Origin of the sequence: Arthrobacter sp. HMSC06H05 (assembly GCF_001807395.1) — a bacterium.
Classification (GTDB): domain Bacteria; phylum Actinomycetota; class Actinomycetes; order Actinomycetales; family Micrococcaceae; genus Pseudoglutamicibacter; species Pseudoglutamicibacter albus.
The window spans coordinates 96,896-122,173 of sequence record NZ_KV788989.1 but is presented as its reverse complement, the minus strand read 5'-3'; the positions used below and the strand labels follow the sequence as shown (position 1 = coordinate 122,173).

Here is a 25,278-nt window from a genome sequence, read left to right as displayed (position 1 = left end):
TCTCGATCGGCTCCGGCAGGGTCACGTTCACCTCTGTCGTCAGGTTATCTTCTTCAATGGGCGCCAGAGTCGCTGGAAGAATCTCCAGCAGGTATGTTCCCTTATCGGTATGGGAAGCCTTGATCCTCAACATTTTGTAGAGTTTGTCCATCGAGAGTCGGTCCACTTCAGTGACGGCCACGTTGTGGGACTCTGAAGTGGACCGGACCTGATCCTCACTTAAATCGAGGACCTTAATCATCTCTTCATCACCACCTTCAATTGTGCGTTTAGCGTCCATATTCTCTATCCCATGCTCCTTACCCATTCTCTCGAGGGTCTCGTCCGTGGCCTCAAGCTTGGTTCTAACGTTCGCGACAAGGGGTTTCTTCGCACCGTCTGGAGCTTCCACGTCAACGTGGTATATGAACTTATTAGACGTCGGCTTCTCCTGCGTTTTCTCAGCCCCCTCCGTAGAGCAGCCGGTCAACGCTAAAGAACCAGCGAAAAGTACTGCGGTCACTGCACTCAAAGACTTAGTGAACTTCATGATCTCCTGCTTCACTCGATGGCCAAGGCCGAAGGTTGCAGAGCTGCATATCTCAGCGTCTGCAACCTGAAACGGCCCTAGAGGGAAGGCTTATAGCCTCGTAGATGCCTCCATGTTCACAGAAGGCACATTGCAGCAGATCCCCCGGCAGGATGACGTCGAATCGAGTGGAAGTCCCCCTACTGGCGTATGCCTGCACCCAACACACAGATGCTCAATAGGCTCGGCTCATACTCAAGAGGACACGACTCACCGGAACTGGCTCAGCAGAAGGTCGGCATGCAGCCCATGGTTTCAACGAGCGCTCTAACAATCGGCTTATCGGCCGGGATCCACTCGACCGCTTCTTCCGTGTTCTGATCCAGGATCAGCCACCGCAACTCGAGGTGATCCTTCCCCGCAGGTTGCGTGCCCGTTGTGAGGTCGGCAGGCTTCAGCACACCCCCATCGGCGTCTAACAGGACCCCGGTCCAGACGCGCATCGTCATCCCGTTATCCAACGGCCAGCCTGCATGTCCCGCGGGTGGGACGACCTCCTGGCCAGCCCTGAACACGTAGCCAAGCTCTTCGGAAATCTCACGCTCAAGCGCCTCCAGCGGTCCCTCCCCCTCCTGGACCTTCCCGCCCGGGAACTCCCACAGTCCCCGCAAGGATTCCGGATACGCCCGTTGCGCTGCCAGCACCCACCGAGCGTCCACGAGAGCATCCACAACCGCGAGCCCCACCACCTGGCCAGCGCTACCTACGGCACCGTTCTGTGCGTTCACTGCACTCCCTCTTTTCGGCTTGTCATGTTCACCGCGATCCTTCTCCGCACCCTGTCATCGAGCTTTCAGCTGCGTTGAGCACGAGTCTTCAGCTGCGTTGAGCACGTGCCGAGGCGTAGAGGCACAAGGTTGCCGCCGTCGAAACATTCAGCGATTCCGCTTGCCCATAGAGAGGGATCGAGACGGTAGCGAAGGATGCCGCCCGTTCCGCTTCCGAGATCCCCTGGCCTTCATTACCGAACAGCCACGCGGTCGCTGTCGTCAGGGACGGCCGCTTCATCGAGCCCTTGACGGTCACGCCGTGCCGGCGGGCGGCCGCATCGTCTTCAAGCACCGTCAAATCGTGATCCCCGCCGCCGTCAGCCGCCAGCAAAACGATCCCGCACCGAGTCAAGTGCTCGGTCAGCTCATCAAGCTCAATACCCGTGACAACCGGAACATGGAACAACGAACCTACCGTGGACCGGACCACTTTAGGCGAGAAAACATCCACGCTGCCCTTCAGCGCAACCACCGCGTCCGCACCCGCGGCGTCAGCCGCACGGATGATGGTGCCAGCATTACCCGGGTCCTGGACCCGGCCCAGCACCGCGACCAGGCTCGTCTTCGGCGTCAGCGCTTGTTTCAAGCTCACGTGCGGAATGCGGCAACGGGCAACAACCCCCTGCGGGGACTGCGTGTCCGCGATCGCGGCCAGGACGCGCTCAGTCACAACGTTGACCCGTGCATCGGCGACCTGGGCGAGCTCAGGTTCACGTTCCATCCGCTGCTCAGTAACGAATACCTCGCGCACAAGGCCGCGCTGGGTTCGATGTTGGGCAATCGCTTCCCGTACAGCCTGCGGCCCCTCAACCAGGAACTCCCCCGACTTCTTCCGGCCCGCGGCCTTCCCTAAGTGCGCGGCCGCCCGGACTCGGTCTGCACGCGGATTATCCATGATCTCCATACATTCATCCTCCCATCTTGTGGCAACGCGACCGCAACGCACGCATTAAAGCACTGGGGGTTCCGACCCGTACGAGTCGGAACCCCCTGCATCACGCCGCCGTGTCACATTCGCAGTGTCACAACGATGGCTATAGCGGCGTCACAGCTTCAGTTATGCGCGCGGTGCGTTCACGTCGGCTGGCAGAGCCTTCTTAGCGGTCTCCACCAGAACCGAGAACGCGTGAGCGTCAGACACAGCCAGCTCGGCGAGCATACGGCGGTCAACTTCGATGCCAGCCAGCTTGAGGCCCTGCATGAAACGGTTGTAGGTCATGCCGTTAGCGCGAGCCGCAGCGTTGATGCGCTGGATCCAGAGGCGACGGAAGTCACCCTTACGCTTACGACGGTCGTTGTAGTTGTATACGAACGAGTGGAGCAGCTGCTCCTTAGCCTTACGGTAGAGCCGCGAACGCTGACCGCGGTAACCAGATGCGCGTTCCAGAACGACGCGACGCTTCTTCTGGGCGTTAACTGCCCGCTTCACACGTGCCACGTGTGTCTCCTAACATGTGGGGTCCAGCCACACCATCACGATGCAACTAGAAAAGTTTCGAAGGTCTCAAATAGTTGTGCGCTCTAGCGCACGTACACGCCAGCGTGGGTTTAGAGGCCCAGCATGCGGCGGATGGTGCGCTGATCAGCCTTAGCCACAACCACATCGCCCTTCAGGCGACGAGTCAAACGCGAGGACTTGTGCTCGAGGTAGTGGCGGCGGTTTGCGCGCTGACGGCGGATCTTGCCAGAACCGGTGAGCTTGAAACGCTTCTTAGCCCCAGAGTGGGTCTTGAACTTCGGCATGAGAGCCTTCTCCTTGTACGTCTTCCCGCATGACCCCTGGGTCATCGGGTGCAGCTACCCGCACACACTGTGCCGCGGGCGCCCGCTGGGCTCCTCCCCCACTCGCCGTTGATTCTCCAACGGAAGGGATCCCCAGATGATGCTCATCCTCAAGTGGAACGGAGGAGGAAAACTATCTATATGTGTGGACTTACCTGGCGTGGACGCCGGTATCAGCCCTCTTTGGCTTGGTCTTTGGAGGCCTGCGCCATGCGGCGCATAGCTTCAGGAGCCGATGCCGCAACCGTCTGGCCGGAAGCGTCCTGTGGAGCGGACGTATCCAAACGCTGCTGACGGCGCTGGCGGCGAGGAGCTTTCTCCTGCTGAGCCTTACGGCTTTCAGCCTTGCTCTTGAGCGGGCCAACGACCATAACCATGTTTCGACCATCCTGGCGCGGCTGCGACTCAATCACACCCACATCGGCCACATCCTCAGCGAACTGCTGAAGCAACTTCACACCGAACTCAGGACGCTGCTGTTCACGGCCGCGGAACTGAATCATCGCCTTAACCTTGTCACCCGAAGACAAGAAACGATGCGCGTTACGCACCTTCGTCTCATAGTCGTGAGTGTCAATCTTCAGACGGAAACGAACCTCCTTGAGGGACGCGTTCGTCTGCTTCTTGCGAGCTTCACGAGCCTTGACCGCAGCTTCGTACTTGTACTTGCCGAAGTCCATCAGCTTGCACACAGGTGGACGAGCGTTCGGCGCAACCTCAACCAAGTCGAGATCTGCTTCAACCGCCAGGCGCAGGGCGTCCTCAATACGGACGATCCCCACCTGTTCACCGTTAGGCCCGACCAACCGCACCTCTGGGACGCGGATTCGATCGTTGATGCGTGGGTCGCTGATGTTAGTGCTCCTTCATGCGATGGTGTGGTCGACGTTCACGGGAGGCCTACGAAAAAAGCCCCCGGGTTCAACACGGGGGCTCAGATACCAGCAAGCAACACCCACCACGCAATCGAAACTGCGTAGCATCCAGCGTGCTACTTGCTAGACCTGACCCGGCCGCCCTGAGGCGATCGCGGGTGGGAAACCTCCGCTTTGAATTCCTGCTCTCAAGCCAAACACGCACACCGAGCAGATTCTTACTCGGCGCGCGCATCCGCACTGTCAATGATTCAAGCCACCAATGATTCTCGCTATCGCCGCAGCAGTTGGCTTCAGCGATGAACGCCACATTTACGGCATAAACCATGAACAAGCAGGACGGTCTGTGACAAGCTTAGCATTATGAGCGATCAGAATTCGAATCAGCACGTACACAGCTTCTCGGACTCCGAGTATGCAGACGCCCAGCAGCAACTGCGTGACATCGCAGAAGTTCCCGCAGTCGAGGTCATCACAACCACCGCGGTCCACCTCATGTCTGCCGCCGCCGTCAAGGTCGGGCTCGCCGACGGCCCTGACGCCGAAGATCTCAAAGACCTCGACGAAGCCCGCAAACTCATCACGGCACTCGCAGGCCTTGTGACAGCGGGCGCCCCAGAGATCGGCTCGCAGCATGCCGCCCCGATCCGTGACGGCCTGCGCTCCCTCCAGCTCGCATTCCGCGAAGCCTCCATGATCCCAGACAAGCCAGGCCAAGGCCCCGGCGAGAAATGGACCGGCCCCGTCAGCTAGAACACACCACAACGCCATAGACCACCCGGCGACGTGGGATGAGTTTCCCAACGGAAGCCCGCCCCACGTCGTCGATTATGGGTTACGTCACTTAACAGCTAAGCCGCGCGACGGCGACGACTGCGGCGAATCTGGCGCAACACCATCGCAACAACACCGGTAGCCACAGCGACGCCAGCCAACGCACAGATCGCAACGGTCGGGCCGCCCACATCCAACATGACGCCCACCAACGGTGTACCAGCCGCCGTGCCCGCAGTCATCGCCGAACCATACAACCCCATCGCCTGGCCGCGGTTACGCTCCGGGACAGCCTCCGTCAACCGCTCCGAGGCCGCCGTCATCAACGGAGCAATAAAGAAACCAGACACAAAAAGCGCGATCGAAATCAACGCCAACGTCAACGAAAACGCGACCGGAACCAGCGTGAGACCCAAAACAATGATGATCGCGAACGGATCGAACTTACGGGACAACGCGCCATACACGAACCCGCCCACGAGCGAACCGAAACACCACACGCCGTACATGACCCACAGCGTGTCACCGCCGCCCCCCAGGGTCTCGTTGAAGCCCACCAACGCGACCTCAGTACCCGCAAGCGCCATACCAGCGCCCAACGCCATGACCATCATCGCAGCCGCCGAAATACTCAGCCACGGCATGAAACGACGCTTCCGAGGCTGAGGCTGCGGCAACGGAACCACAGGGATCGCACCCGTGATCGCAGGAACCGACGAAGCATCCTTAGGGTGCGAAGGAGCCGCCAAATCATCGACCGCCTCCCGCGGAGCAGACGGCAACTGCGAAGAACGCGTCGGCGGGTTCGTGACCATCAAAATCACGCCAGCGAACACCACCAGCGCGCCCACCAAAAGCAGCGAAGCCGTCGTCGAAATCGCCGTAGCAAGAACACTAATACCGCCCGGCGCAATCACAAACACCAACTCAGTGGTCATCGAATCCAGAGCGAACGCCGTAGTGCGATCAGGCCCGCGAACCACAACCCCCATCGACTGCCGCACCACCGTGAAAACCGGCAACGAAAACAGGCCCGCCACAAACATGAGCGGCAACAGGACCTGATAATTCACAAAAGGCGCGGCACCGAACGCGCACGCCTCAACCACGATCGACGGCAAAACCGCGCGACGAACACCCTTGATATCCACGATCCGGCCGCGCCACGGCGAACCGATCGCTACACCAATCGTGAGCATCGCCGTGACCAGACCAGCCGAAGCGAAATCCATCTGCAGGCCGTTACGGACATGCAACGTCAACAAAATCGCGGCCGCCGAATGCGGCAAACGACCAAAAACACCAACCAACAAAAGAGTTGGCACATGCGGGCGCCTCAGAACCCGTGCATAACGCTGGAAAACACCACTCGGCTCCCCAACACCCGCCTGGGTCATGCGTTATCCCCCTTGCGCGACCCTAATGGTCAACGAATCAGCTTTCTCCTGCACCTCTTGAGTACCCTCAACAGCAGTGCGAACCTCAGAAACTATACGCGAGACATCCTGATCTGTAACCGTGTTATTCACCACTACAGTCACCGCCAACTCAGGGCCGTGACCGCCGCCACGCATCACAGTCCCATCCCCGGCCCGCGACGCGATCCCATCCGCCGGACCCAAAATCAACGCACCCACACCATCGACATGAGAAACCGCCTCCTGCAACGGAGCCGCAAGCGAATCATCACGATAGCTCGGCAACCACACCCGCTGCTGAGCCAAAGCCCACACCGCCGGGCGCCGCACCACGAACGTGACATTCGCACCAGGATCCAAAACCAACAACTGCGCACCCTCATCCACCGCAGACAACGCGGCACGCGGAGCATACACCGCAACCGGACGAGCCTCCGGATGCCAATCAGTCAAGCGATCCACCGAAGAAAACACAGGCAAAGCCGTCCGGCCATCAGGAGCAGCGATCATGACCAACGCCATATCCGCTTCCTTCTCCACCAAATGACCATGCTCTCCGATCTCCGTGTGGCCAGTCTGAGCCACAATCGGGACAAAGACGCGCGCATCAGCCAAAGCCTCAACCACATCGTCCTCCGGGCCATAACCGGCTTTCAAAGCATCAAGGGCTTCCTGCAACGCCTCATTCGGCAAGCCGTCATCGCCGTCAAACTGGTGCAGAGGATTGCCCTCACCCGATAGGTCCCGGCCCTCCCAGGACTGGCCCGCGGTGTCCGATGCGCCACCAGCGCCCGCAAGCAAAGCCTGCTGGATGTGCGCCGGCAAAGCCTTCGAACCCGGCGCTGGGTTAGCTGCGGCCGGGTTGGGCTCGGTGGGGTTTTCAGCCGTGGCGGGCTTGTTGTGGGCAGGGTTGTCCTGGGCTAGGTTATGTTCGGCGGAGTTATTGGCCATGTTTGCCTCTCAGCTCGGTTTATTTCTCGCCTCTACGTACTTCTCGTTTCTGTTCACTTCTCGCCGCGTGCGACGGCGAGCGCGTCTTCGAGGGTGAATGCACCGTTATAGAGTGCGCGGCCAATGATCGCGCCTTCTACGCCTTTACCAACCATCGCACGTAGGGCGCGTAGGTCATCGAGGGTGGACATGCCGCCGGATGCGATCAGCGGCTTGTCAGTGTGTTTCGCGATGTCGGCGAGCAGTTCGGTATTGGGGCCGGTCATGGTTCCATCACGGGTCACATCAGTGACGACGTAGCGGGCGCAGCCGGCATCATCGAGGCGAGCGAGCACATCCCACAGGTCCCCGCCGTCTTTGGTCCAGCCGTGGCCAGAGAGCGTGGTGCCACGCACGTCGAGGCCTACCGCGATCGCCTCACCTACCCGTTCGATGGCTTTGGCGGTCCATTCCGGATTCTCTAGTGCCGCGGTGCCGATGTTGACCCGTGCTGCACCCCATTCGAGTGCGCGATCCAGTGACGCATCGTCTCGAATACCGCCGGAAAGCTCAACCTTGAGATCCAGCTCGGTCGCGATGCGTTTGAGCACTGGACGGTTATCCCCGCGCGAGAAAGCGGCATCCAAGTCAACCACGTGGATCCAGTCCGCGCCGGCCTCTTGCCAGCGCAAAGCCGCATCGAACGGGTCGCCGTGATCTGTTTCGGTGCCGGCTTCCCCTTGGGTCAGGCGCACCGCCTGCCCGTTGACGATGTCCACCGCAGGGAACAAAACAAGTTCCCGGCGCTCGGTTAATGGGTGCTCGGTTGGCGTGTGCGCAGTTGCTTTGTGATCAGTCATGGGGTTTTCTCTGGTCTCTCTCAACAGCTCAAGAAGTGAAAACTAGGAAGAAGCGAAGCGATGATCTCGGAAGAAAGGTTCAAACCGTGGTGGCAGGTGGCGGGAACTCAGCGACCACATGGATCGCTTGCCCCTCCCTCACGGCGTCCTCGTTGCCTTTATCGTCCGTGTCCGGGCCTTTCTGCGCAACGGCCCACGCCGCAATCAAAAACATGAGAGCCAGCGCGCCACACACGATGACCCACACCCGCTTAACACCCTGTTGAGCGAGCGAATACGTGCCGCCAACCAGCAACCCGCCCAGGATCATCAACACAATCGGTGAGGGCATCAGAGCGTCTCCATCCAATTCTTAATCAACTGGGCGCCGGGCTCGCCAGATTTCTCCGGGTGGAACTGAACCGAACTCAACGGTCCGTTCTCAACTGCCGCGATGAACGGGCCACCGTGATCCGACCACGTGACCATCGGCGGTTTCATGAGCGGCTGGACGACGTCGAAATCCCAGCTCTGTACAGCGTAGGAGTGGACAAAGTAGAAACGTTCGTCTTCGATGCCGCGGAACAGCTGCGTGTCTTGCGGCGGAGTCACGCTGTTCCAACCCATGTGCGGAACCACATCGGCTGTGAGCCGCTCAACCACGCCAGGCCATTCGTCCAGGCCCGCTGTCCTGCCGCCGCCCTCCGTGCTTTCAGTGAACAGCACTTGGTGGCCCACACAGATCCCCAGAACGGGTTTCCCACCCGCGATCCGGTAGCCGAGATGACGCAGCATCGAGCCCTTCTTGAGTGCCGCCATGACGCTGGCGAACGCACCGACACCGGGCAGCACCACGCCATCGGCGGTACGTAACTGATCGCTGTCCGCGGTCAACGAGACATCAGCGCCCACGTGTTTGAAGGCGCGCAGAACCGAGTGAACGTTACCCGCGCCGTGATCGACAACCGCGATACGCGACCGGCGGCCCTGGGTCATAGCGCTCCCTTAGTGGACGGGATCGTGTTCCCCATCCGCTCGTCTGGTTCGATGGCTTCACGCAGTGCTCGCGCTAGAGCCTTGAACTGGCATTCCACGATGTGGTGAGGGTCGCGGCCACGCAGAACGTCGATGTGCAGGCAGATGCCTGCGTGGTAGGCGAAGGATTCGAAGACGTGGCGGGTCATCGAACCGGTGAAGTGCCCGCCGATGAGGGGGGACTGCTGGCCTTCGGGTTCGCCTTCGTGGACCACGTAAGGGCGGCCGGAGAGATCCACGATGCAGCGCGCAAGGGCCTCATCCAGTGGGATGGTTGCCTGCCCAAAGCGGGTGATGCCGCGCTTGTCACCAAGCGCTGTTTTGAATACCTCGCCGAGTGTGATCGCGGTGTCTTCGACAGTGTGATGGACATCGATGTCTGTGTCCCCATGCGCTGCGATGGTGATGTCCATGAGCGAGTGGCGCGCCAGCGAGGTCAACATGTGATCGTAGAACGGAACTGTTGTGGAGATGTCCGCTTGACCGGTCCCATCGAGTTTGATGGTGACCTTGACGGTGGATTCGGAGGTGATCCGTTCCATGGTGGCTTCACGGGTACCGATCAGCTGGGCGCTCATGGTGCTCGCTTTCTTCATGTGATGCGCAGATGCGCGTCTACGCATCTGCGTGGGATTGTTCTGCCCTCATTCTATGAGGGTTCTCTAAGGAGGGCCCTCTTTAGATGGTTCTATAGGGAGGGTGCTGTTGCGGCGTCCTGATGAGCCGGCCGCTTGCCGCGTGTTAGGCGCGTTCCATGTATTGGCGCATCAGGCTCAGGAACGTTGTGGTTTCCTCTTCGGTTCCTGCGGTGACACGTAGCTTGCCTGGTAGCCCGTTGTTGCGGATGATGACTCCGCCTTCCAGCAGGTATTCGAAGACTGCGTTGGGGTCTTCGAAGTCGCCGAAGGTGACGAAGTTTGAGTCAGAAACTGTTGGTGTGAGCCCCATACTTCTGAGCTCGGTCACGATCCGGTCGCGTTGCTCTTTGATCGCCTCGACGTTGGCTAGCAACGCGTCGGTGTGTTTGAGGGCTGCGAGCGCGGTGGCTTGGGTTACGGCGGAGAGGTGATACGGAAGGCGCACGAGACGTAGGGCGTCTGATATTTCCGGTGCGGCCGCTAGGTAACCGAGCCGTGCGCCGGCGAGCCCGAACGCTTTGGACATGGTTCGGGAGACGATCAACCGTTGCCTGCCGTCAAGCAGAGTGAGGGCGGTCGAGTCTGGGTCGTGCGCGAATTCGGCGTAGGCCTCGTCAACGACGACGATGGTCTGGAACTCTTCGCCGGCCTCATAGACGGCGCGCACGACGTCGAGTTCGAGCCCGGTCCCGGTCGGGTTATTGGGCGAGCACAGGAACACGATGTTCGGTTTGTGTGTGCGGACTTGTTCTGCCGCGGATTCCGCGCTGAGACTGTAGTCCTCTGCGCGGTGGCCGGGAATGTATGTGGTGTCTGTTCCAGACGCCAACAGCGGGTACATCGAATAGGTGGGCGGGAAGCTCAACAGGGTTCGGCCTGGACCGCCGAAGGCTTGCAGGATCTGTTGCAGTACTTCGTTGGAGCCGTTAGCAGCCCACACGTTTTCTGGGGTGAGCCCGCGGCCGAGGTACTCGGCGAGTGCGGTGCGTAGCGCCGTGAATTCCCGATCTGGGTAGCGGTTGAGGCTGTGTGCGGCCTCGCGTACGGATGCGGCGATCTCATCGATCACCTCTTGCGGCAGCGGGTGAGTGTTTTCGTTGACGTTCAGCTGTACCGGAACGTCGATCTGTGGGGCGCCGTACGGGGAGAGCCCACGAAGGTTATCCCTAAGTGGAAGTTGGTTGAGCCGTTGCATAGCATCCTGAGACATGGTTCAAGTCTAGGGATCGGCTAAGTGGCGTCTCGAATTAGGGTCGCCCTATTGCGCACCCACTCACGCTGTGGACGGGTTAGTAGCTGACCGGGACAACGAGCTTCTGCCCCGGAACGAGCGCTCCATCAAAAGAGTTGTGCTTTTGGATCAGAGCCACCGTGTCGCGGACATCGCGTTCAGGTGCATAGTGCTCAGCTAGCTCCCACAAGGTATCTCCATGCGCAACGGTGACCTCAACCAAGCGATCCCCCTGCGCGGTCACCGGCTCACCCGTGGTTGCCTGAGCAGGCTGAAGCAAGGCCGAGAGCATCAAAAACACGCCAACGACCAAAGCCATAGTCGGCAGGCCGAAGAACACAAACCGCCCCCGTGAAGTCAAACGGATACGTTGACGTGATGCGTGCTCGCCATGAGCAGTGTTGAGAGTGCGCTCATCTGAATTGACGGTGCGTTCAGCAGTATTCGACATGACAACGGTGTCCACCATGACCATTCCTTCCGACATCGAACAGAACATACATTCGAACATCTCTTCGATACATTTCTAGCACACATCTTCGAATCGACTCAACGGTCTTCGTACATATCTTTGAATATGCGGCGAATCCATATAGGCTGTAACTACCGATGTGGACTGTCATTACAGTCAAGAACAACCCCCTGACACTTTGATGGGCATGGGTAGCGAACCAGGGATGGGAAACGAAGGATGGGAAACGAATGAGCACCGATACACCGTCGATGGACACCCAGCCCGCACGCCCTTCGAAACCGCTGACTTCGCGGCAACGCTCTGTGCTGAAGTGCATCGAGTCTTTCTTAGAGAATCAGGGGTATCCGCCCACGATGCGTGAGATCGGTGACGCAGTCGGGTTGAAATCGCTGTCTTCGGTGACACACCAACTGCAGCAGCTCAACAAGCTCGGTTGGATTCGCCGCGACCCCAAACTCCCCCGCGCGCTCGAGGTTCTCTATCCGTCCACCCTGGACGTGACCCAGAAGGACTCCACCACAGCTAGTGCGGCCGCACTCGGAGCAGCGACAGGCGCCGGCCTAGCGGAGGTCACACCAATGCCCGGTGCAGCCAAACTCCCAAACACCACAGACTCCGCCAGCACCGCACAATCCTCCAACATCACAGACTCGGCTAACATCACGCAGTTCAAGGCTCGCGGCGGTGAGGACTCGGCTGAGATCCCACTCGTCGGCCGTATCGCGGCAGGTGGACCGATCCTTGCTGAACAACACGTTGAAGACGTCGTGACCCTGCCACGTCAGCTTGTAGGGCACGGCGAACTGTTCATGCTCAAAGTCTCTGGAGACTCGATGATCGACGCCGCGATCTGCGATGGTGACTGGGTTGTGGTCCGTCGCCAAAACACCGCACAGAACGGCGAGATCGTCGCAGCACTGCTGGATGACGAAGCCACCGTGAAGACCTTCCGGCAACGCGACGGACACACGTGGTTACTGCCTCAGAACTCCCAATACGAACCCATCCTGGGCGACCACGCACAGATCATGGGACGCGTCGTATCCGTGTTGCGCTCCCTCTAAGCGCAGAGCCGCTCAGGCAACCCCTCTAAGCGCAGGGCCCGTATCGCCGCGCCATCTTCGTTACTGCCGCGTTACTTATTGGCTTCGCGCAGGCGTCCCAAAGCGCCGAGAACTGTATTCCGGTCAGTTGTGGTCCACAACGGTGGTAGCGCGCTGCGAAGATATGCACCATAGCGGCGGGTAGCCATCCGAGAATCCAGAATCGCGGCCACTCCCCTGTCCTCTGTGGAACGGATCAGACGGCCCACACCCTGCGCCAAACGGATCGCCGCGTGATGCGCCGAAACAGACATGAACCCATTCCCGCCGTGCTCATTCACGTCACGGGTCCTAGCGGTCATCAAAGGATCGTCAGGGCGCGGGAACGGGATCCGATCAATCACCACCAAACGGCAATGCCGCCCCGGAACATCCACGCCCTGCCACAGCGTCATCGTCCCGAACAGACAAGTCTGCTCATCAGCTGAGAACTCCCGCACCAGCTCCGTCATTGACGCCTCGCCCTGCACCAAAATCGGCACATCCAGACGTTCACGGCACGCAGCGGCGGCGTCCTCAGCGGCTCGGCGTGAAGAAAACAGCGCCAACGCCGCACCGCCAGAGGCCTTGATCAAGTCCCCAAGCTCATCGATAGCTGCTTCAGAGACTCCGCGGCCTGGCGGCGGGAGATGCTGAGCCACATACAGCACGCCCTGCTTCTCGTATTCGAACGGCGAACCAACATCAACCGAATCCCACTTAGGAGCCTCCGGCCCCATCAACCCTAAACCGCCAGCAACCGGCTCGAAGGCTTCACCCACAGCAAGCGTGGCCGAGGTCAAAACCACGGTCCGGTCCGCGAACAAGCCATCCCGCATCTGCATCGCAACAGACAACGGGGCAACCATCAAAGACGCCGGTTCAGAATCATCCGGAACCACATAGCCGCGCCCCGGCTCGAAGCTGCCGGGCCGGGCCGCCCACACAACCTCGTCGCCCTGACCAGCGTTCAACAAACGTTCAGCCAGCTCAACAACCTGAGCCACCGCGGAACGCGCGGACTGCCAGGCGCCATCCGGAGCCGCATCGCCAGCCTCGCGTTTGGAATCCGCCATCACGACCTTCGCTGATTCGAAAACCTGCATCACAGCGGCACGTTGAGCCTCGGTCAATCCGCGCGGCTGAAGACCTGTCGGGATGTTCGTGACAGACTTCTCAAAAGCCTTAGCGGCATCAGATAACGCCTTCGACGCAACCTTGAGGTGCTTCTTAGCTCCCTGAGCCGCGTGTGTGATCGCGGTGTGGGTGAGCGGGCGCGTGTACGTGTTCGTGACCCGGTCCTGCAGCTCGTGGGCCTCATCCACAATCACAACATCGAAATCCGGTAAAACCGGTAGCTGCTCAAACGCAGAAAAAGCGAGCATCGCGTGGTTAGTGACCACCACATCGGACTCAGCGGCCAACGCACGGGCACGCTCCGTGAAACATTCCTCCGCCATAGGGCAATGCTGGGTGCCCAGACATTCAAGCGAGGACACCGAAGCCTGCCGCCACGCCCTATCCGAAACCGAAGGGATCAGCTCATCCCGGTCCCCTGTCTCGCTCTCTTCAGCCCACTTCCGGATGCGCATGATCTCCTGGCCCAAAGGCGAAGTCGGGCCGTCCTCGGCCGCATTCGGGTCTGCCAGGGACGCATCGAAAAGCGAGCCCGCGTCCTCATCCTCCGGATACCCGCCAGAGAGCTTATATTTGCAGGCATAGTTGTTCCGCCCCTTGAGCAGGGTGACGTCCACCGGCCGCGGAAGTTCATCTTCCAGAGCCTTCAGAAGCCGCGGAACATCGCGCCCCACAACCTGGGACTGCAACGCCAACGTTGCGGTGGCAACCACTACAGGTTTATCCGCCTCGATCGCGTGCCGGATCGCAGGAATCAAGTACGCCATCGACTTACCCGTGCCGGTCCCGGCCTGCACCAGCAGGTGCGTACCCGTGGACAGAGCGTGCGCAACCGCATGCGCCATCTCATGCTGACCATCGCGGCGCTGCCCACCCATCTTGTCCACCGCCGTGGTCAGCAGACGCTCAACCTCTTCAACGGCGGGCTCACCCGACTCAGTTGAAGCCTCCGATGCGACATCCGTTTCAGATGCAGCGGTGCTTTCTCGCTCGGACCCAGCCGAAACGTCCTGGCTCATTCGTTCGCCTCTTCGGACGCCTCGGCCTGGGCTTCATCGGCCGTGTGGGCTTGCGCATCGTTAGTCCGCGCGTACGGTGCAAGCGCATCAACGAGATCGGGGCGGACTAGCGCGTGGATCCGTGTCCCGTCTTCGACGTGTTCAAGCTCGAGCAGCTCGGCGTCCTGACCGTGCAGGCGCGCCACCAGGTCGCCTTCGGTGTATGGGATCAAGGCGCGCACTTCGGTGTGCGGGCGCGGGATAGTGCGCGAGATCTTTTCTTTGAGCTCGTCGATGCCCTGGCCCGTGCGGGCAGAGACCACAACGTGGTCAGGATGGTTGCGGCGCAACTGAGCCAGCGTATGCGCGTCAGCGAGGTCCGCCTTGTTCAGCACGATGAGCTCAGGGCAGTCCGCCTCAATGTCCGCGAGCACCTCGTGCACCGCTTGGATCTGCGATATCGGGTCCGGGTGGGAGGCATCGACCACGTGAAGCAGCACGTCGGCATCCGCGGCTTCTTCCAAGGTTGAACGGAACGCCTCCACAAGGTGGGTTGGCAGGTTGCGCACGAAACCGACCGTGTCTGTGAGGGTGTAGCCGATGCCGTCAGGGGTCTGCGCTGAACGCACAGTCGGGTCCAGGGTAGCGAACAGAGCGTTCTCCACCAGGACCCCGGCGTCGGTGAGCCGGTTGAGTAGCGAGGACTTGCCGGCGTTGGTGTACCCGACGATGGCCACAGACGGCACCGAGTGACGCTTACGGTTGGCGCGCTTGGCTTCGCGTGCCGGCTTCATCGCTTTGATCTCGCGGCGCAGCTTGGCCATGCGGTTGCGAATGCGGCGGCGATCCAGCTCGATCTTCGTTTCACCCGGGCCACGCGAACCAATCCCGGCACCACCGGCGACCTGGCCGCCGGCCTGCCGCGACATCGATTCACCCCAGCCGCGAAGCCGCGGCAAGAGGTATTCGAGCTGAGCCAACTCGACTTGGGCTTTACCTTCGCGGGACTTAGCGTGCTGGGCGAAAATATCCAGGATCAGAGCGGTACGGTCGATGACCTTGACCTTGATGACGTCTTCGAGGCCACGGCGTTGAGAGGGCGCGAGCTCGCTGTCCACGATCACGGTGTCCGCGCCGACCGCCGTCACAATGTCACGCAACTCGGTTGCCTTACCCGAACCGAAATACGTTCCCGGGTCTGGCTTCACGCGGCGCTGGATCACGCCGTCTAGGACCTCCGAGCCAGCGGTTTCGGCGAGCGCCGCGAGCTCACGGAGCGAGTTTTCAGCTTGTTCCGCGGTGCCGTCTGACCACAGACCGGCCAACACGACGCGCTCGAGGCGAAGCTGACGGTATTCGACCTCGGAAATGTCTTCAAGTTCTGTCGAGAGGCCCTGGACGCGGCGAGTAGCGCGGCGTTCCTCAAGGTCTTGCTGCAGACCATCGAAACGCGAATGTTCAGCCTGGCCTGTATCGAGTGCTTGAGCCTGACCGAACTGCAAGAAAGAGCCACGTTGCCGAGGTCCACCCGGCTCCCCTGCTTCATCCTCCGCGTGTTCATCCGCCGCGTGGTTCCCTGCGCCTTCCTCAGTGTGGAGCGCTTCAGTCCCTGCTGGTGCAGCGTTGCTTTTCTCGGCATCGCGACGCCCCGCAAGAATCTCACGTTCACGGTCAGCGGCGAGGATCCGCTGGATCGTCGCTTGGATCTCGCGTTCGTGCTCCAGTGTGCTCTTGTGCGGAGTTCCCTCGCGTGAAGGTTGATACTGTGAAGGCCGCTGCTGTGAAGGCGGGTGGGGGTCGGTGTTGCGGTGCTCGGTCATGGTCTCCTGACATTGCGTGGTCCCGCGGCCTGCGGGCTCCCCACCATTCTAAGCTGTAGCGGGCTCAGCTAGACCGTAGCGCCGGTATCGTCGCGACCCTGCCGTAGCGCCAGTACCATAGCGACCGTGCCGCAGCGACCCAGCTGCGGCCCTGTGCCTCGGTTAGGCTTGTGTTCCATGGCCGAGCATTACTTCACAGCGGAACCGGTGACTCCCGAGGCACGCAAGCGCATCACGGTTTCTCTGGCTGACCGCGAGCTTGACGTTCATACCGCTTCGGGCATTTTCAGCCCCGCCGGTGTGGATAAGGGAACCCAGATTTTATTGGATGAAGCTCCTAGTCCGCGGGCCCACGGAACGATGCTCGACATCGGCTGTGGTTGGGGACCCATCTTGCTCACGCTCGCGCTGACTTCTCCACAGGCGGAGGTGTGGGGTGTCGATGTCAACGAACGCGCGATGGATCTGGCTCGCCTCAACGCGGCCGATGCCGGCGCTCGTAACGTCACGGTGTCCACACCAGAGGCTGTGCCGGCTGATGTAAGTTTCGACCTCATCTGGTCCAACCCACCGATCCGCGTGGGTAAGCAGGTGCTGCACGAGATCCTCATGACGTGGCTTCCGCGCCTCAACCCGGGCGGCGAGGCGTATCTTGTGGTCCAGAAAAACCTCGGCTCAGATTCCCTACAGAAGTGGCTTGCCGAAAACCTGCCTGAAGAGTGGAGCGTTGAACGCTACGCGAGAAAGAAAGAGTTCCGGATTCTGCGCGTGGCCCGCCCGGCTTGAACCGCGAGCTCGGCTTTATGAGGCTAACGCAGCTGAATGGGGCTAGCGCAGCTGGATCTTCGCGATGACGCGCGCAGGCCCCGTTGCCTGCGCTGTTCCGGAGGCGTTCGATGCGGACCCCGGCTCGAGCCGAACCCCCACGAGCGCTGATGGCTGGTTCACCGCCCAGCCTTCCGCGATGTCCCTACCGGAGCCTGCCCAGTACTGGAACGCAACCGATCCCGCGACCGCAGCGGCCACACTCGAACCGTATTCGCGCGAAAGCCGCCGCCCTGCCGTACTGATGTTGTCAGTGTCGCCGCTGTTGCCTGCTAACGCATCGTGCGCATGATAGAAACGCATCGACACCGCAGCGATACCGCGATCGACCAGCGGATCATGCGGAACCACAAAGTTCGTCGACGAACGCTCAAGCACCTCGGAATCCAACTGCGGGCCGCGCCCATCCAAACGTAGCCGGTCAAGCTCGGACACATCCGCGAGCGCAACCACCGAAACCGGAGCGCCAATGGTCATCGTGAGGCACGGACGGGCCACCGGTACACCCTCAGCTTGGACCGTGCCGTCACTGGCTTCTGCTTGGGCCTGCTGCGGGAACGCGAATGACCACCGCACCCCAGCGACCTTATAGTTACCCCGCGAACGCGAGACCACGTATTCCTCACCCGAGCCGAATTCGAGCCGCGTGCCCGCGCCCAGCTGGCCAGCCTCGTCGAGGTAGGCGGCCACCGCTAGTGCCGCATCGGGCTCAAGCTCAAGAACCGGGGCCCCTGATGCCCCCGTCAGAACGCAGTGCCATGCGCCAGTATTAGCTCCTCCGCTGTCCCCTTGTTGAGATACCGTAATCACGCCTGCCGCACCGAGCCCGGCGGAGCCGTCGCACAGCCATTGCGCTTCGGCTTCGCTCACGGTCGCTGCCGTGCTGATCAGAAACGGGACAGCGCCCGCGGTGACGCGGGCAAAACTCGCACCGGCAAGGCTCACCGGGACGTCATTCGAGAGCGGATCGACCATGACCCCAGCCTACCGAGCGTCGTCCCGCGTCCGCGGGAACCTAGAGAGCCTCCGGGATGGCTTCGGCAACGAATGCCCGGGCGATCTCGCGCGCGCCGGCGCCGGCATCGTAATGCTTGACGCGCGGATCAGCACGGAACCATGTTCTCTGCCGCTTGGCGAACTGCCGCGTGGCGATGTGGGTGCTCTCGATCGCTTCGTCCTGGCTCATCTGGCCATCGAGCACGGCGAGCGCTTGTTTATACCCAATAGCGGCCGATGCGGTCCGGCCTTCCCGCAGGCCGTGCGTGATGAGCTCGCGGACCTCATCCAGCAAGCCGGCTTGATACATCCGGTGGACCCGCTGCAAGAGGGCCTCGTTGAGGACAGTCGGGTCAAGGTCAAGCCCCACCTGGACGGTGGGCTGGTGATAGATGCGTTGCGGCATGAACGAGGTGAATGCGCGGCCGCTGATGCGGTGGACTTCAAGCGCGCGGATCATGCGGCGCACGTCAGTGATTTTCTCAGCGCTCGCCGGATCGACTGCACGCAGAGCCTCGCGGACCTCCTCGGCGCTACGCGCATCAGCCCACTCCTCGATTTCGGCGCGGACCTCCGGATCGGTGGGCGGGAACTCGATCTCATCTAAAACCGCGCGCACATACAGCCCAGAACCACCTACCAGCACAGCGGTCCTCCCGCGCGCCTGGATCTCAGCGATCGCATCGCGGGCTTGCTGTTGGAACACCGCAACCGAGGCTTCCTCAGTCACGTCCATGATGTCGAGCAGATGGTGTTCGATCCCCTGCCGCTGCGCAACAGGAAGCTTGGCTGTACCGATGTCCATGCCGCGATAGAACTGCAGCGCATCCGTGTTGACCACTTCTCCATCGAGCATGTGGCACAGCTCGAGGGCGAGCTCGGATTTACCGGTGCCGGTCGGTCCGACCACCGCGATCACAGGGTTCGGGTTCACTGTAGTGCGGTTGTCTACGCTTGCGGGCGCAGGCTCGGCATGCCGAGCGAAACACCCTTGCCGTTCGCGCTACCGCCTGGCGAGCACGAATCTGCTTGTGCGCGCTCCCACGCGTCCCCGGAGCGGGTGCGGCGGACACTGTACTGCTCCAGGGTTGGGTCAGCGAGCAAGTGGAAGGATCCAGCGTGAGTGATCGGCACGGTCACGGCATCGCCTGGGCGAGGGGTTTGACCGCCTTCCGGAACAGAGAAGTGCACGAGCCGCTGGTCTTGGGCGCGGCCCGCGAGCCTGCCCGTCTCTTCGGCTTTGCGGCCCTTTTCGTCAGCGACAATCAGCTCAACCGTGGTGCCGAGCAGCTTCTGATTTTCTTCGGCAGAAATACGGTCCTGGAGTGCAACGAGGCGCTCGAAGCGTTCCTGCACCACGTCTTTAGGGACCTGGTTTTCGTATTCGGCCGCCGGGGTTCCCGGCCGCGGCGAATACTGGAACGTGAACGCCTGATGGAAACGGGACTGCTCGACAACCCGCATGGTCTCTTCGAAGTCATCGTCGGTTTCACCCGGGAAGCCTACGATGATGTCGGTGGTGATCGCCGCGTGCGGCATACGCTCACGCACCTTCTCCAGGATCCCGAGGAACTTCTTGGAACGGTACGAGCGCCGCATATCCTTCAGGACCTTGTCCGAACCGGACTGCAACGGCATGTGAAGCTGCGGCATGACGTTCGGGGTTTCAGCCATCGCCTCAATCACATCGTCAGTGAACATCGCAGGGTGTGGCGAGGTGAAACGGACCCTTTCGAGGCCTTCGATCTCACCGCATGCCCGCAACAGTTTGGAGAACGCCTGCCGGTCACCGAATTCAACGCCGTAAGAGTTCACGTTCTGACCCAGCAGGGTCACCTCGATCGCGCCGTCATCAACCAGCGCCTGGACTTCGGCGAGGATCTCCCCCGGGCGGCGGTCCTTCTCTTTACCGCGCAAGGACGGCACGATGCAGAACGTGCACGTGTTGTTACATCCCACCGAGATCGAAACCCAGCCCGCGGAATGAGACTCCCGATTAGCCGGCAGAGTGGATGGGAAAACCTCGAGCGCTTCAAGGATCTCAACCTGGGCTTCTTTGTTATGGCGTGCCCGCTCGAGCAGCACCGGCAAGGAGCCGACGTTGTGGGTTCCGAACACCACATCGACCCACGGGGCACGCTTGACGATGGTGTCACGGTCCTTCTGTGCAAGACACCCGCCCACCGCGATCTGCAGATCAGGGTTCTCATCTTTCGCGGCCTTGAGCATACCGAGGTGGCCATAGAGCTTATTGTCCGCGTTTTCACGTACCGCGCACGTGTTAAACACAACGACGTCGGCATCACCCTCATCTGTGCCGGGCTCAACCGGAACCATGCCTGCGGTTTCAAGCAGGCCCGCGATCCGTTCGGAATCGTGGACGTTCATCTGGCACCCGAACGTGTTGACCTGGTAGGTGCGCGCCGTGTGTTGCGCACCGTCAGTGTGGTGTTCGGTTGCTGAGTTTGAAGCAGTCATTGGGGTTGAAGTCACCCGTCTAGTCTAACGAGCGGGGCACGTAACATGGTGAGTCGGTAACCGTGGGCTGTTTCGGTACCTGTGGCTGTTGAAAAGGAGGAACGTCTGTGCAGGCTGTGAGTGCGGAAGCGTTGGCTGGTTGTTTTGTGAATGCGACGCGCCGTGAGGCTGCCGGTGCCGTACCTCCGTTCCCGTTGGCTGAGTATCACTGGGAGGCCATGGAGTTTCTAGGGTGGCGGGACCAGCGGGACCGCACGCGCGCCTACCTCGTTGTTGAGGTGGATGGGGTCTTGCGCGGTGCTGTGTTGAGGCCGACCCACACCCCTGGGGTTCATGGCGTGTGCGCGCTATGTCGTGATGTGACCGAGCTGGCTGGTGTGCGAATGTTCTCGGCCCGGCGCGCCGGGGATGCTGGCCGTTCCGGTAACTCGGTTGCGACCCTGATCCACGAGGACTTCCATTGTAACGAGTACGCGCGGCGGCTACCGACCCCGATGGAGGGCGCGCTCGACCCTGAACTGTTCAGGTCCCAGCGAGTTGAGGCCCTACAGCAACGGTGCATTGGTTTCATGCGCCGAATCATCGGCTAACACCCTGGTGCAGATTGGCGCGCTGCGGCTGGTTCGGTGGTTGCTGCGAATGGGCCCTTCTAGCCGCGTTCGCCGCTGTCGTGGCGTTGCATCGCGGCACGGGTTGCAGCCATGCACATGCCGGGCGCGTAGCCTTTCCGCTGGAGGTGGCTCACGATGCGGCGCATGACTTTCTCGCGTTCCTTACGGTCTGGCCCGTAGCGGTCTGGCGGGAGGTCGCTGTGTCCCAGGCGTTTGAGTGCAAGCTGTTCTGCTTGAGCTCGAAGATCGTCACTGTTGAGCTGTTCAAGGGCCGCGGCGATGTGTTCTTCGCCGATCCCCTTGCGCCGCAACTCTTGGGATAGGCGTGCTGATGCGTAACCTTTCGACCTGTTGCGGGATTCCACCCACGCGTGCGCGAACGCTTCATCATCGATCAGGCCGACTTCCTCGAAACGGTCCATGACGTGTGCGATGGCGTCCTCTGGAAGCTCCTTGCGCCGTAGGTTCTCTTCGATTTCATACCGTGAACGAGCCCGTGTTGAAAGCAGGCGCAACGCCGTCTCCCGGCACAGGCGTTCAGCCTGCTCGCTGGTCAATTCTTCGGCTGGTTCGGAGGCTTCCTCGTTGCTAGGGGGCTCGCCACCGGGTGCGTTGAGAGTCTCCCCTGCTTCGATGAGGTTGAGCACGTCATCCGGCAGGTCACCGAGCATCCACTCTGGAACCTCGGCGTCCGTGTTGAGCCATTCCGGCACCGGAGCCTCGGCCGTTCCCGCGTTGATGTTCGCAGCTGCCCCGTTGGCGTATTTGGTGCCTGTCCCGTCTTCGTCGGTCTGTGTTCGGCCGAATGCGGGTGCCGAGCCGCCGGTCAGTGGCTGGTGTTCGCGTTCGCGGCGCTGTTCACGCAACGCTTTGAGTTGCCGTTGCAGCTGCTGGATCGACGCCGACTTAGCTTTGCACTTCTTTGAGCGGGCGGATTTCCCCAACGTCGAGCGGTTGTCCGAGCGAGTGGGCTTGGCCTCCGCTCCATTCTCTGCGGGTTGGCTGAGTGAGCTTGCCGGCACCAGGCCCAAAAGGTTTTGGAGGCGCTGGCGCTCGGCAAGCTTTTCGTCACTCAGTCCGGCAGGATTCTCTCCTGAGTTCCCGGACGTATCCGGGGTGCGGCTCATGCCTTAGGAACAGCCTTCAGGTTGGCTTCGTTCTCAGCTTCCGGATCCTCATCAATGCCCAGCTTGATGCGGATCTGACGTTCCAGCTCATCGGCTAGATCCGGGTTGTCCTTCAAGAAGCGGCGTGCGTTCTCTTTACCCTGGCCCAGCTGATCGCCGTCATAGGTGTACCAGGCACCGGACTTCTTGACCAGGCTGTTCTCGACACCCATGTCCAGCAGTCCACCCTCACGGGAAATACCTTCACCATAGAGGATGTCAAACTCTGCCTGCTTGAACGGCGGAGCCATCTTGTTCTTCACGATCTTGGCACGTGTGCGGTTACCCACCGGGTTAGCGCCGTCCTTGAGGGTTTCGATGCGGCGAACATCAACACGGACCGAAGCATAGAACTTCAGCGCTTTACCACCCGTGGTGGTTTCTGGGGAACCGAAGAAGACACCGATCTTTTCACGCAGCTGGTTAATGAAGATCGCGGTCGTCTTGGTCTGAGCGAGGCGGCCGGTGATCTTACGCAGCGCCTGGGACATCAAGCGTGCCTGCAAACCAACGTGGGAGTCACCCATCTCACCTTCGATTTCCGCACGCGGAACAAGTGCCGCAACCGAGTCGATCACCACGATGTCGATCGTGCCCGAGGAGACGAGCATGTCCATGATCTCCAGGGCCTGCTCACCCGTGTCCGGTTGTGCAACCAGGAGAGCGTCCGTGTCCACACCGATCTTGGCGGCGTACACCGGGTCAAGTGCGTGCTCCGCGTCAATGAACGCGGCGATCCCGCCGTTGCGCTGCGCGTTAGCAACCGCGTGAAGCGCGACAGTGGTTTTACCGGAGGATTCCGGGCCGTAGATCTCCACGACGCGGCCGCGCGGCAAACCACCAATGCCAAGTGCGGCGTCGAGGGCGATCGAGCTGGTCGAGATCGTCTCAATCGGTGCCTTGGTCTCATCACCCAGGCGCATCACCGCGCCCTTACCGAACTGCCGGTCAATTTGGGCGAGAGCCTGATTCAGTGCTTTCTCGCGGTCCTGTGCTGCCATCTGAAGTCCTCTCGGATCTGTGTGTCACTGCCCGGGGCGGCCCGGGTAGCAACTGTGTGCTTGGGAAGCTCAATACTTGTGGTTAGGAAGCTAGTTATTCGTTGTGTAACTGTTTTTAGCCTAGGACGGGGGTCTGACAGTTTGTTCCTGACAGGCCCGCAATGTGCACAACTTCCGCCCATGTTCCGGCTGTGGATACCGTGAATAAGGATAACGGATTTCGAACACACATTCGAATACATCGAAGCGTGTCACTGACTCATGGCTTTCGCGTGAGAGGATCCTGGTATGCGTTTGAGCGATTTCCACCGGATGGTTACAGAAGAGTTCGGCGAGGCCGCCGGTGAGCACCTCATGCTCACGATGGCCCTGACCGAATGCGACGGTCTCACCGCCGCTGACGCCCTCGAGGCCGGCTTCGAACCGAAGACCGTATGGCTTGCTCTGTGCCGCGCCAAGGATGTTCCCGAGTCCCGCTGGCTGGGGCGCGACCTCCCCTTACGCGACACGCCCTGGGACGGCTAAAAGTCGGAACGGCTAACAAGCCAGAAAAGCTAACACTGGAGTGGTCAGTTCCGAACAACCAACAAACAGGTGAGGGCGGATCCGCAATGGATCCGCCCTCACCCGTGAATGTAAGTAGTGCTTAGGCCGAGGCACCTAGGCAGAATTAACCCTTTAGGCAGAAGTAACGGTGCCGAAGTCTTCTGGCAGGGCGTCTGGAACGGACACGCCGCCGTGTTCGTAGAACTCTGCAGGGATAGTGTCTGGCACGGAGCTGCCGTCGATCAGGCCCTCCATGAGCGCGATGCGCTGCGTGACTTCACGCAATACAACGGCGAGCGGAACTTCAAGTGCGGCCGCGATCGATGCTAGAAGCTCACTCGAGGCTTCCTTCTGGCCACGCTCTACCTCGGAGAGGTAGCCGAGCGATACACGAGCCAAGTGAGATACTTCGCGAAGTGTGCGGCCCTGCTGCTGGCGGATCTGGCGAAGGACCTCGCCAATCTCTTGTCGCAGGACAACGGGGCGGCGAACTGCCTCAGCCTTTTTGGAAGGGTTGTCTTCCACGCCCGCCCAGCGGGTAATTCCGTTTACATGGGTGGGCTGTCGGTTCATTGAAATCTCGCTTCTCCTTGCGGTTTGCATATCTTCAGCCATCTGAACTGTTCTTGAACCGCTTGCGTGGTGTGCTTGCGTGAACTACTCGTGTGAACTGCTCGAAAGAAGATCGGACATTAAGCGTAACCAGGTTCAGACCCTGTTTGTTCCCAAACGGCCTAATCATCAGGAAGTTGTCAGGAAGCAGCGAGGATACGTTCACCTTGCGCCAGCACGGCATCCACGGTCGCGTTCCGCACCGCTGCGCGGTCCCCCTCCAGCTGCAACAGCTCATGCCCCTGAGCTTGAATCTCGGACCCGGCCTCGTTGAGAACCGCCCAACCGATATACACCGTCCCGGCCGCATGTCCTCCGTGGGGTTCAGGCCCTGCCACACCCGTGGTGGATACCCCGATGCGCGCCCCGCAGGCTCGTGCGGCACCGACCGCCATCTGCTCAGCGACCTCCGGGTGCACCGGGCCATGACGCTCCAAAAGGCCCGCATCCACACCCAAAACGTCGCGTTTGACACTCACCTGATAAGCGACCACCCCGCCCTGCAACACGGCGGAGGCACCAGGGACATCGGCGATGCGGCTGGCAACCAAACCAGCCGTCAGCGACTCCCCCGTAGCGATGCTCAGCCCGGCGCGCTCAAGTCCGCGCACCAGCATTGTTGCGTCCCGCATCGTAGTCACCTTCCTTGCTGATCCACTCGCACGCTGTGA

Annotated in this window: 28 protein-coding genes; 5 read left to right on the top strand and 23 right to left on the bottom strand. The window is 60.9% G+C overall.

Going from position 1 to position 25,278, the window contains the following annotated elements; all coding sequences use genetic code 11:
• From HMPREF3160_RS07660 to infC, 6 genes are all read right to left on the bottom strand, one after another.
• Positions 1–529: hypothetical protein (locus tag HMPREF3160_RS07660; protein WP_176744719.1), on the bottom strand; the 529-nt coding region annotated here is incomplete at its 3' end.
• A 263-nt stretch (positions 530–792) separates the two neighbouring features.
• Complete coding sequence (locus HMPREF3160_RS07655) at positions 793–1,296, bottom strand: NUDIX domain-containing protein (protein WP_070507841.1); 504 nt, start codon at positions 1,294–1,296, stop codon at positions 793–795.
• 88 nt (positions 1,297–1,384) lie between these two features.
• Positions 1,385–2,242, bottom strand: a complete 858-nt coding sequence (locus HMPREF3160_RS07650) for a TrmH family RNA methyltransferase (protein ID WP_035757008.1) — start codon at positions 2,240–2,242, stop codon at positions 1,385–1,387.
• Between the two features lie 153 nt (positions 2,243–2,395).
• Positions 2,396–2,776 carry a 50S ribosomal protein L20 gene (rplT, locus tag HMPREF3160_RS07645; RefSeq protein ID WP_035757005.1) on the bottom strand — a complete coding sequence of 127 codons (381 nt, stop codon included), beginning with the start codon at positions 2,774–2,776 and terminating at the stop codon, positions 2,396–2,398.
• A 110-nt stretch (positions 2,777–2,886) separates the two neighbouring features.
• Positions 2,887–3,081, bottom strand: a complete 195-nt coding sequence (gene rpmI, locus HMPREF3160_RS07640; protein WP_035757002.1) for a 50S ribosomal protein L35 — start codon at positions 3,079–3,081, stop codon at positions 2,887–2,889.
• Between the two features lie 212 nt (positions 3,082–3,293).
• Complete coding sequence (gene infC / locus HMPREF3160_RS07635) at positions 3,294–3,932, bottom strand: translation initiation factor IF-3 (protein WP_035756999.1); 639 nt, start codon at positions 3,930–3,932, stop codon at positions 3,294–3,296.
• A gap of 426 nt (positions 3,933–4,358) precedes the next feature.
• Here infC and HMPREF3160_RS07630 point away from each other — a divergent pair, with 426 nt between their 5' ends.
• Positions 4,359–4,748, top strand: coding sequence for a DUF1844 domain-containing protein (locus HMPREF3160_RS07630; protein ID WP_035756996.1), 390 nt, complete (start codon positions 4,359–4,361; stop codon positions 4,746–4,748).
• Between the two features lie 98 nt (positions 4,749–4,846).
• Here the strand turns inward: HMPREF3160_RS07630 and HMPREF3160_RS07625 are convergent, their stop codons facing one another.
• The 8 genes from HMPREF3160_RS07625 to HMPREF3160_RS07590 all read right to left on the bottom strand — a co-directional run bounded on the left by HMPREF3160_RS07625 (position 4,847) and on the right by HMPREF3160_RS07590 (position 11,329).
• A complete protein-coding gene (locus tag HMPREF3160_RS07625; RefSeq protein WP_083285546.1) occupies positions 4,847–6,166 on the bottom strand; it encodes an MFS transporter in 1,320 nt (439 codons plus the stop codon).
• A 3-nt stretch (positions 6,167–6,169) separates the two neighbouring features.
• The gene (locus HMPREF3160_RS07620) at positions 6,170–7,138 is read right to left on the bottom strand and encodes an SseB family protein (RefSeq protein ID WP_083285545.1); all 969 of its coding nucleotides are present in this window, start codon (positions 7,136–7,138) and stop codon (positions 6,170–6,172) included.
• A gap of 53 nt (positions 7,139–7,191) precedes the next feature.
• Entirely contained in the window at positions 7,192–7,977 is a 786-nt protein-coding gene (priA, locus tag HMPREF3160_RS07615) for a bifunctional 1-(5-phosphoribosyl)-5-((5-phosphoribosylamino)methylideneamino)imidazole-4-carboxamide isomerase/phosphoribosylanthranilate isomerase PriA (protein ID WP_070507839.1), read from the bottom strand.
• A 79-nt stretch (positions 7,978–8,056) separates the two neighbouring features.
• The gene (locus HMPREF3160_RS07610) at positions 8,057–8,308 is read right to left on the bottom strand and encodes a hypothetical protein (RefSeq protein ID WP_035756994.1); all 252 of its coding nucleotides are present in this window, start codon (positions 8,306–8,308) and stop codon (positions 8,057–8,059) included.
• Positions 8,308–8,952 (bottom strand): imidazole glycerol phosphate synthase subunit HisH, encoded by a 645-nt coding sequence (hisH, locus tag HMPREF3160_RS07605; protein WP_070507837.1) that lies wholly within the window; start codon positions 8,950–8,952, stop codon positions 8,308–8,310. The genes HMPREF3160_RS07610 and hisH overlap by 1 nt, the downstream gene beginning before the upstream one ends.
• On the bottom strand, positions 8,949–9,569 hold the full coding sequence (hisB, locus tag HMPREF3160_RS07600) for an imidazoleglycerol-phosphate dehydratase HisB (protein WP_070507835.1): 621 nt from the start codon (positions 9,567–9,569) through the stop codon (positions 8,949–8,951). Before hisB ends, hisH begins: the two co-directional genes overlap by 4 nt.
• Before the next feature lie 163 nt (positions 9,570–9,732).
• Entirely contained in the window at positions 9,733–10,839 is a 1,107-nt protein-coding gene (locus tag HMPREF3160_RS07595) for a histidinol-phosphate transaminase (RefSeq protein ID WP_070507833.1), read from the bottom strand.
• A gap of 79 nt (positions 10,840–10,918) precedes the next feature.
• A complete protein-coding gene (locus HMPREF3160_RS07590) occupies positions 10,919–11,329 on the bottom strand; it encodes a LysM peptidoglycan-binding domain-containing protein (RefSeq protein ID WP_083285544.1) in 411 nt (136 codons plus the stop codon).
• Between the two features lie 233 nt (positions 11,330–11,562).
• Between HMPREF3160_RS07590 and lexA the strand changes: the two genes are divergently transcribed.
• Positions 11,563–12,399, top strand: coding sequence for a transcriptional repressor LexA (gene lexA, locus HMPREF3160_RS07585; RefSeq protein ID WP_070490731.1), 837 nt, complete (start codon positions 11,563–11,565; stop codon positions 12,397–12,399).
• 71 nt (positions 12,400–12,470) lie between these two features.
• Here lexA and HMPREF3160_RS07580 read toward each other — a convergent pair whose 3' ends face one another.
• A complete protein-coding gene (locus HMPREF3160_RS07580; RefSeq protein ID WP_070507831.1) occupies positions 12,471–14,573 on the bottom strand; it encodes an ATP-dependent DNA helicase in 2,103 nt (700 codons plus the stop codon).
• A complete protein-coding gene (gene hflX / locus HMPREF3160_RS07575) occupies positions 14,570–16,372 on the bottom strand; it encodes a GTPase HflX (protein ID WP_083285543.1) in 1,803 nt (600 codons plus the stop codon). Before hflX ends, HMPREF3160_RS07580 begins: the two co-directional genes overlap by 4 nt.
• Positions 16,373–16,549: 177 nt before the next feature.
• Here hflX and HMPREF3160_RS07570 point away from each other — a divergent pair, with 177 nt between their 5' ends.
• Positions 16,550–17,158, top strand: a complete 609-nt coding sequence (locus HMPREF3160_RS07570) for a class I SAM-dependent methyltransferase (protein ID WP_070507829.1) — start codon at positions 16,550–16,552, stop codon at positions 17,156–17,158.
• Positions 17,159–17,200: 42 nt separating this feature from the next.
• Here the strand turns inward: HMPREF3160_RS07570 and HMPREF3160_RS07565 are convergent, their stop codons facing one another.
• The 3 genes from HMPREF3160_RS07565 to miaB are packed head-to-tail and all read right to left on the bottom strand — an operon-like array spanning position 17,201 to position 20,671.
• Complete coding sequence (locus HMPREF3160_RS07565) at positions 17,201–18,172, bottom strand: hypothetical protein (RefSeq protein ID WP_070507828.1); 972 nt, start codon at positions 18,170–18,172, stop codon at positions 17,201–17,203.
• A gap of 40 nt (positions 18,173–18,212) precedes the next feature.
• Positions 18,213–19,127 (bottom strand): tRNA (adenosine(37)-N6)-dimethylallyltransferase MiaA, encoded by a 915-nt coding sequence (gene miaA, locus HMPREF3160_RS07560; RefSeq protein WP_070507826.1) that lies wholly within the window; start codon positions 19,125–19,127, stop codon positions 18,213–18,215.
• A 14-nt stretch (positions 19,128–19,141) separates the two neighbouring features.
• A complete protein-coding gene (gene miaB / locus HMPREF3160_RS07555; protein ID WP_070507824.1) occupies positions 19,142–20,671 on the bottom strand; it encodes a tRNA (N6-isopentenyl adenosine(37)-C2)-methylthiotransferase MiaB in 1,530 nt (509 codons plus the stop codon).
• Positions 20,672–20,778: 107 nt separating this feature from the next.
• On the opposite strand from miaB, the gene HMPREF3160_RS07550 reads away from it, so the two are divergent.
• Positions 20,779–21,261, top strand: coding sequence for an FBP domain-containing protein (locus HMPREF3160_RS07550; RefSeq protein WP_070507822.1), 483 nt, complete (start codon positions 20,779–20,781; stop codon positions 21,259–21,261).
• 59 nt (positions 21,262–21,320) lie between these two features.
• Here the strand turns inward: HMPREF3160_RS07550 and HMPREF3160_RS09725 are convergent, their stop codons facing one another.
• A complete protein-coding gene (locus HMPREF3160_RS09725) occupies positions 21,321–22,409 on the bottom strand; it encodes a regulatory protein RecX (protein WP_083285542.1) in 1,089 nt (362 codons plus the stop codon).
• The gene (gene recA / locus HMPREF3160_RS07540; RefSeq protein WP_035756975.1) at positions 22,406–23,449 is read right to left on the bottom strand and encodes a recombinase RecA; all 1,044 of its coding nucleotides are present in this window, start codon (positions 23,447–23,449) and stop codon (positions 22,406–22,408) included. The genes HMPREF3160_RS09725 and recA overlap by 4 nt, the downstream gene beginning before the upstream one ends.
• Positions 23,450–23,737: 288 nt before the next feature.
• Here recA and HMPREF3160_RS07535 point away from each other — a divergent pair, with 288 nt between their 5' ends.
• Positions 23,738–23,974 carry a DUF3046 domain-containing protein gene (locus HMPREF3160_RS07535; protein ID WP_035756972.1) on the top strand — a complete coding sequence of 79 codons (237 nt, stop codon included), beginning with the start codon at positions 23,738–23,740 and terminating at the stop codon, positions 23,972–23,974.
• A 153-nt stretch (positions 23,975–24,127) separates the two neighbouring features.
• On the opposite strand, the gene HMPREF3160_RS07530 is transcribed toward HMPREF3160_RS07535, so the two are convergent.
• Positions 24,128–24,568, bottom strand: a complete 441-nt coding sequence (locus tag HMPREF3160_RS07530; RefSeq protein WP_070507820.1) for a helix-turn-helix domain-containing protein — start codon at positions 24,566–24,568, stop codon at positions 24,128–24,130.
• 179 nt (positions 24,569–24,747) lie between these two features.
• A complete protein-coding gene (locus tag HMPREF3160_RS07525; RefSeq protein WP_070507818.1) occupies positions 24,748–25,239 on the bottom strand; it encodes a CinA family protein in 492 nt (163 codons plus the stop codon).
• Between the last annotated feature and the right edge of the window lie 39 nt (positions 25,240–25,278).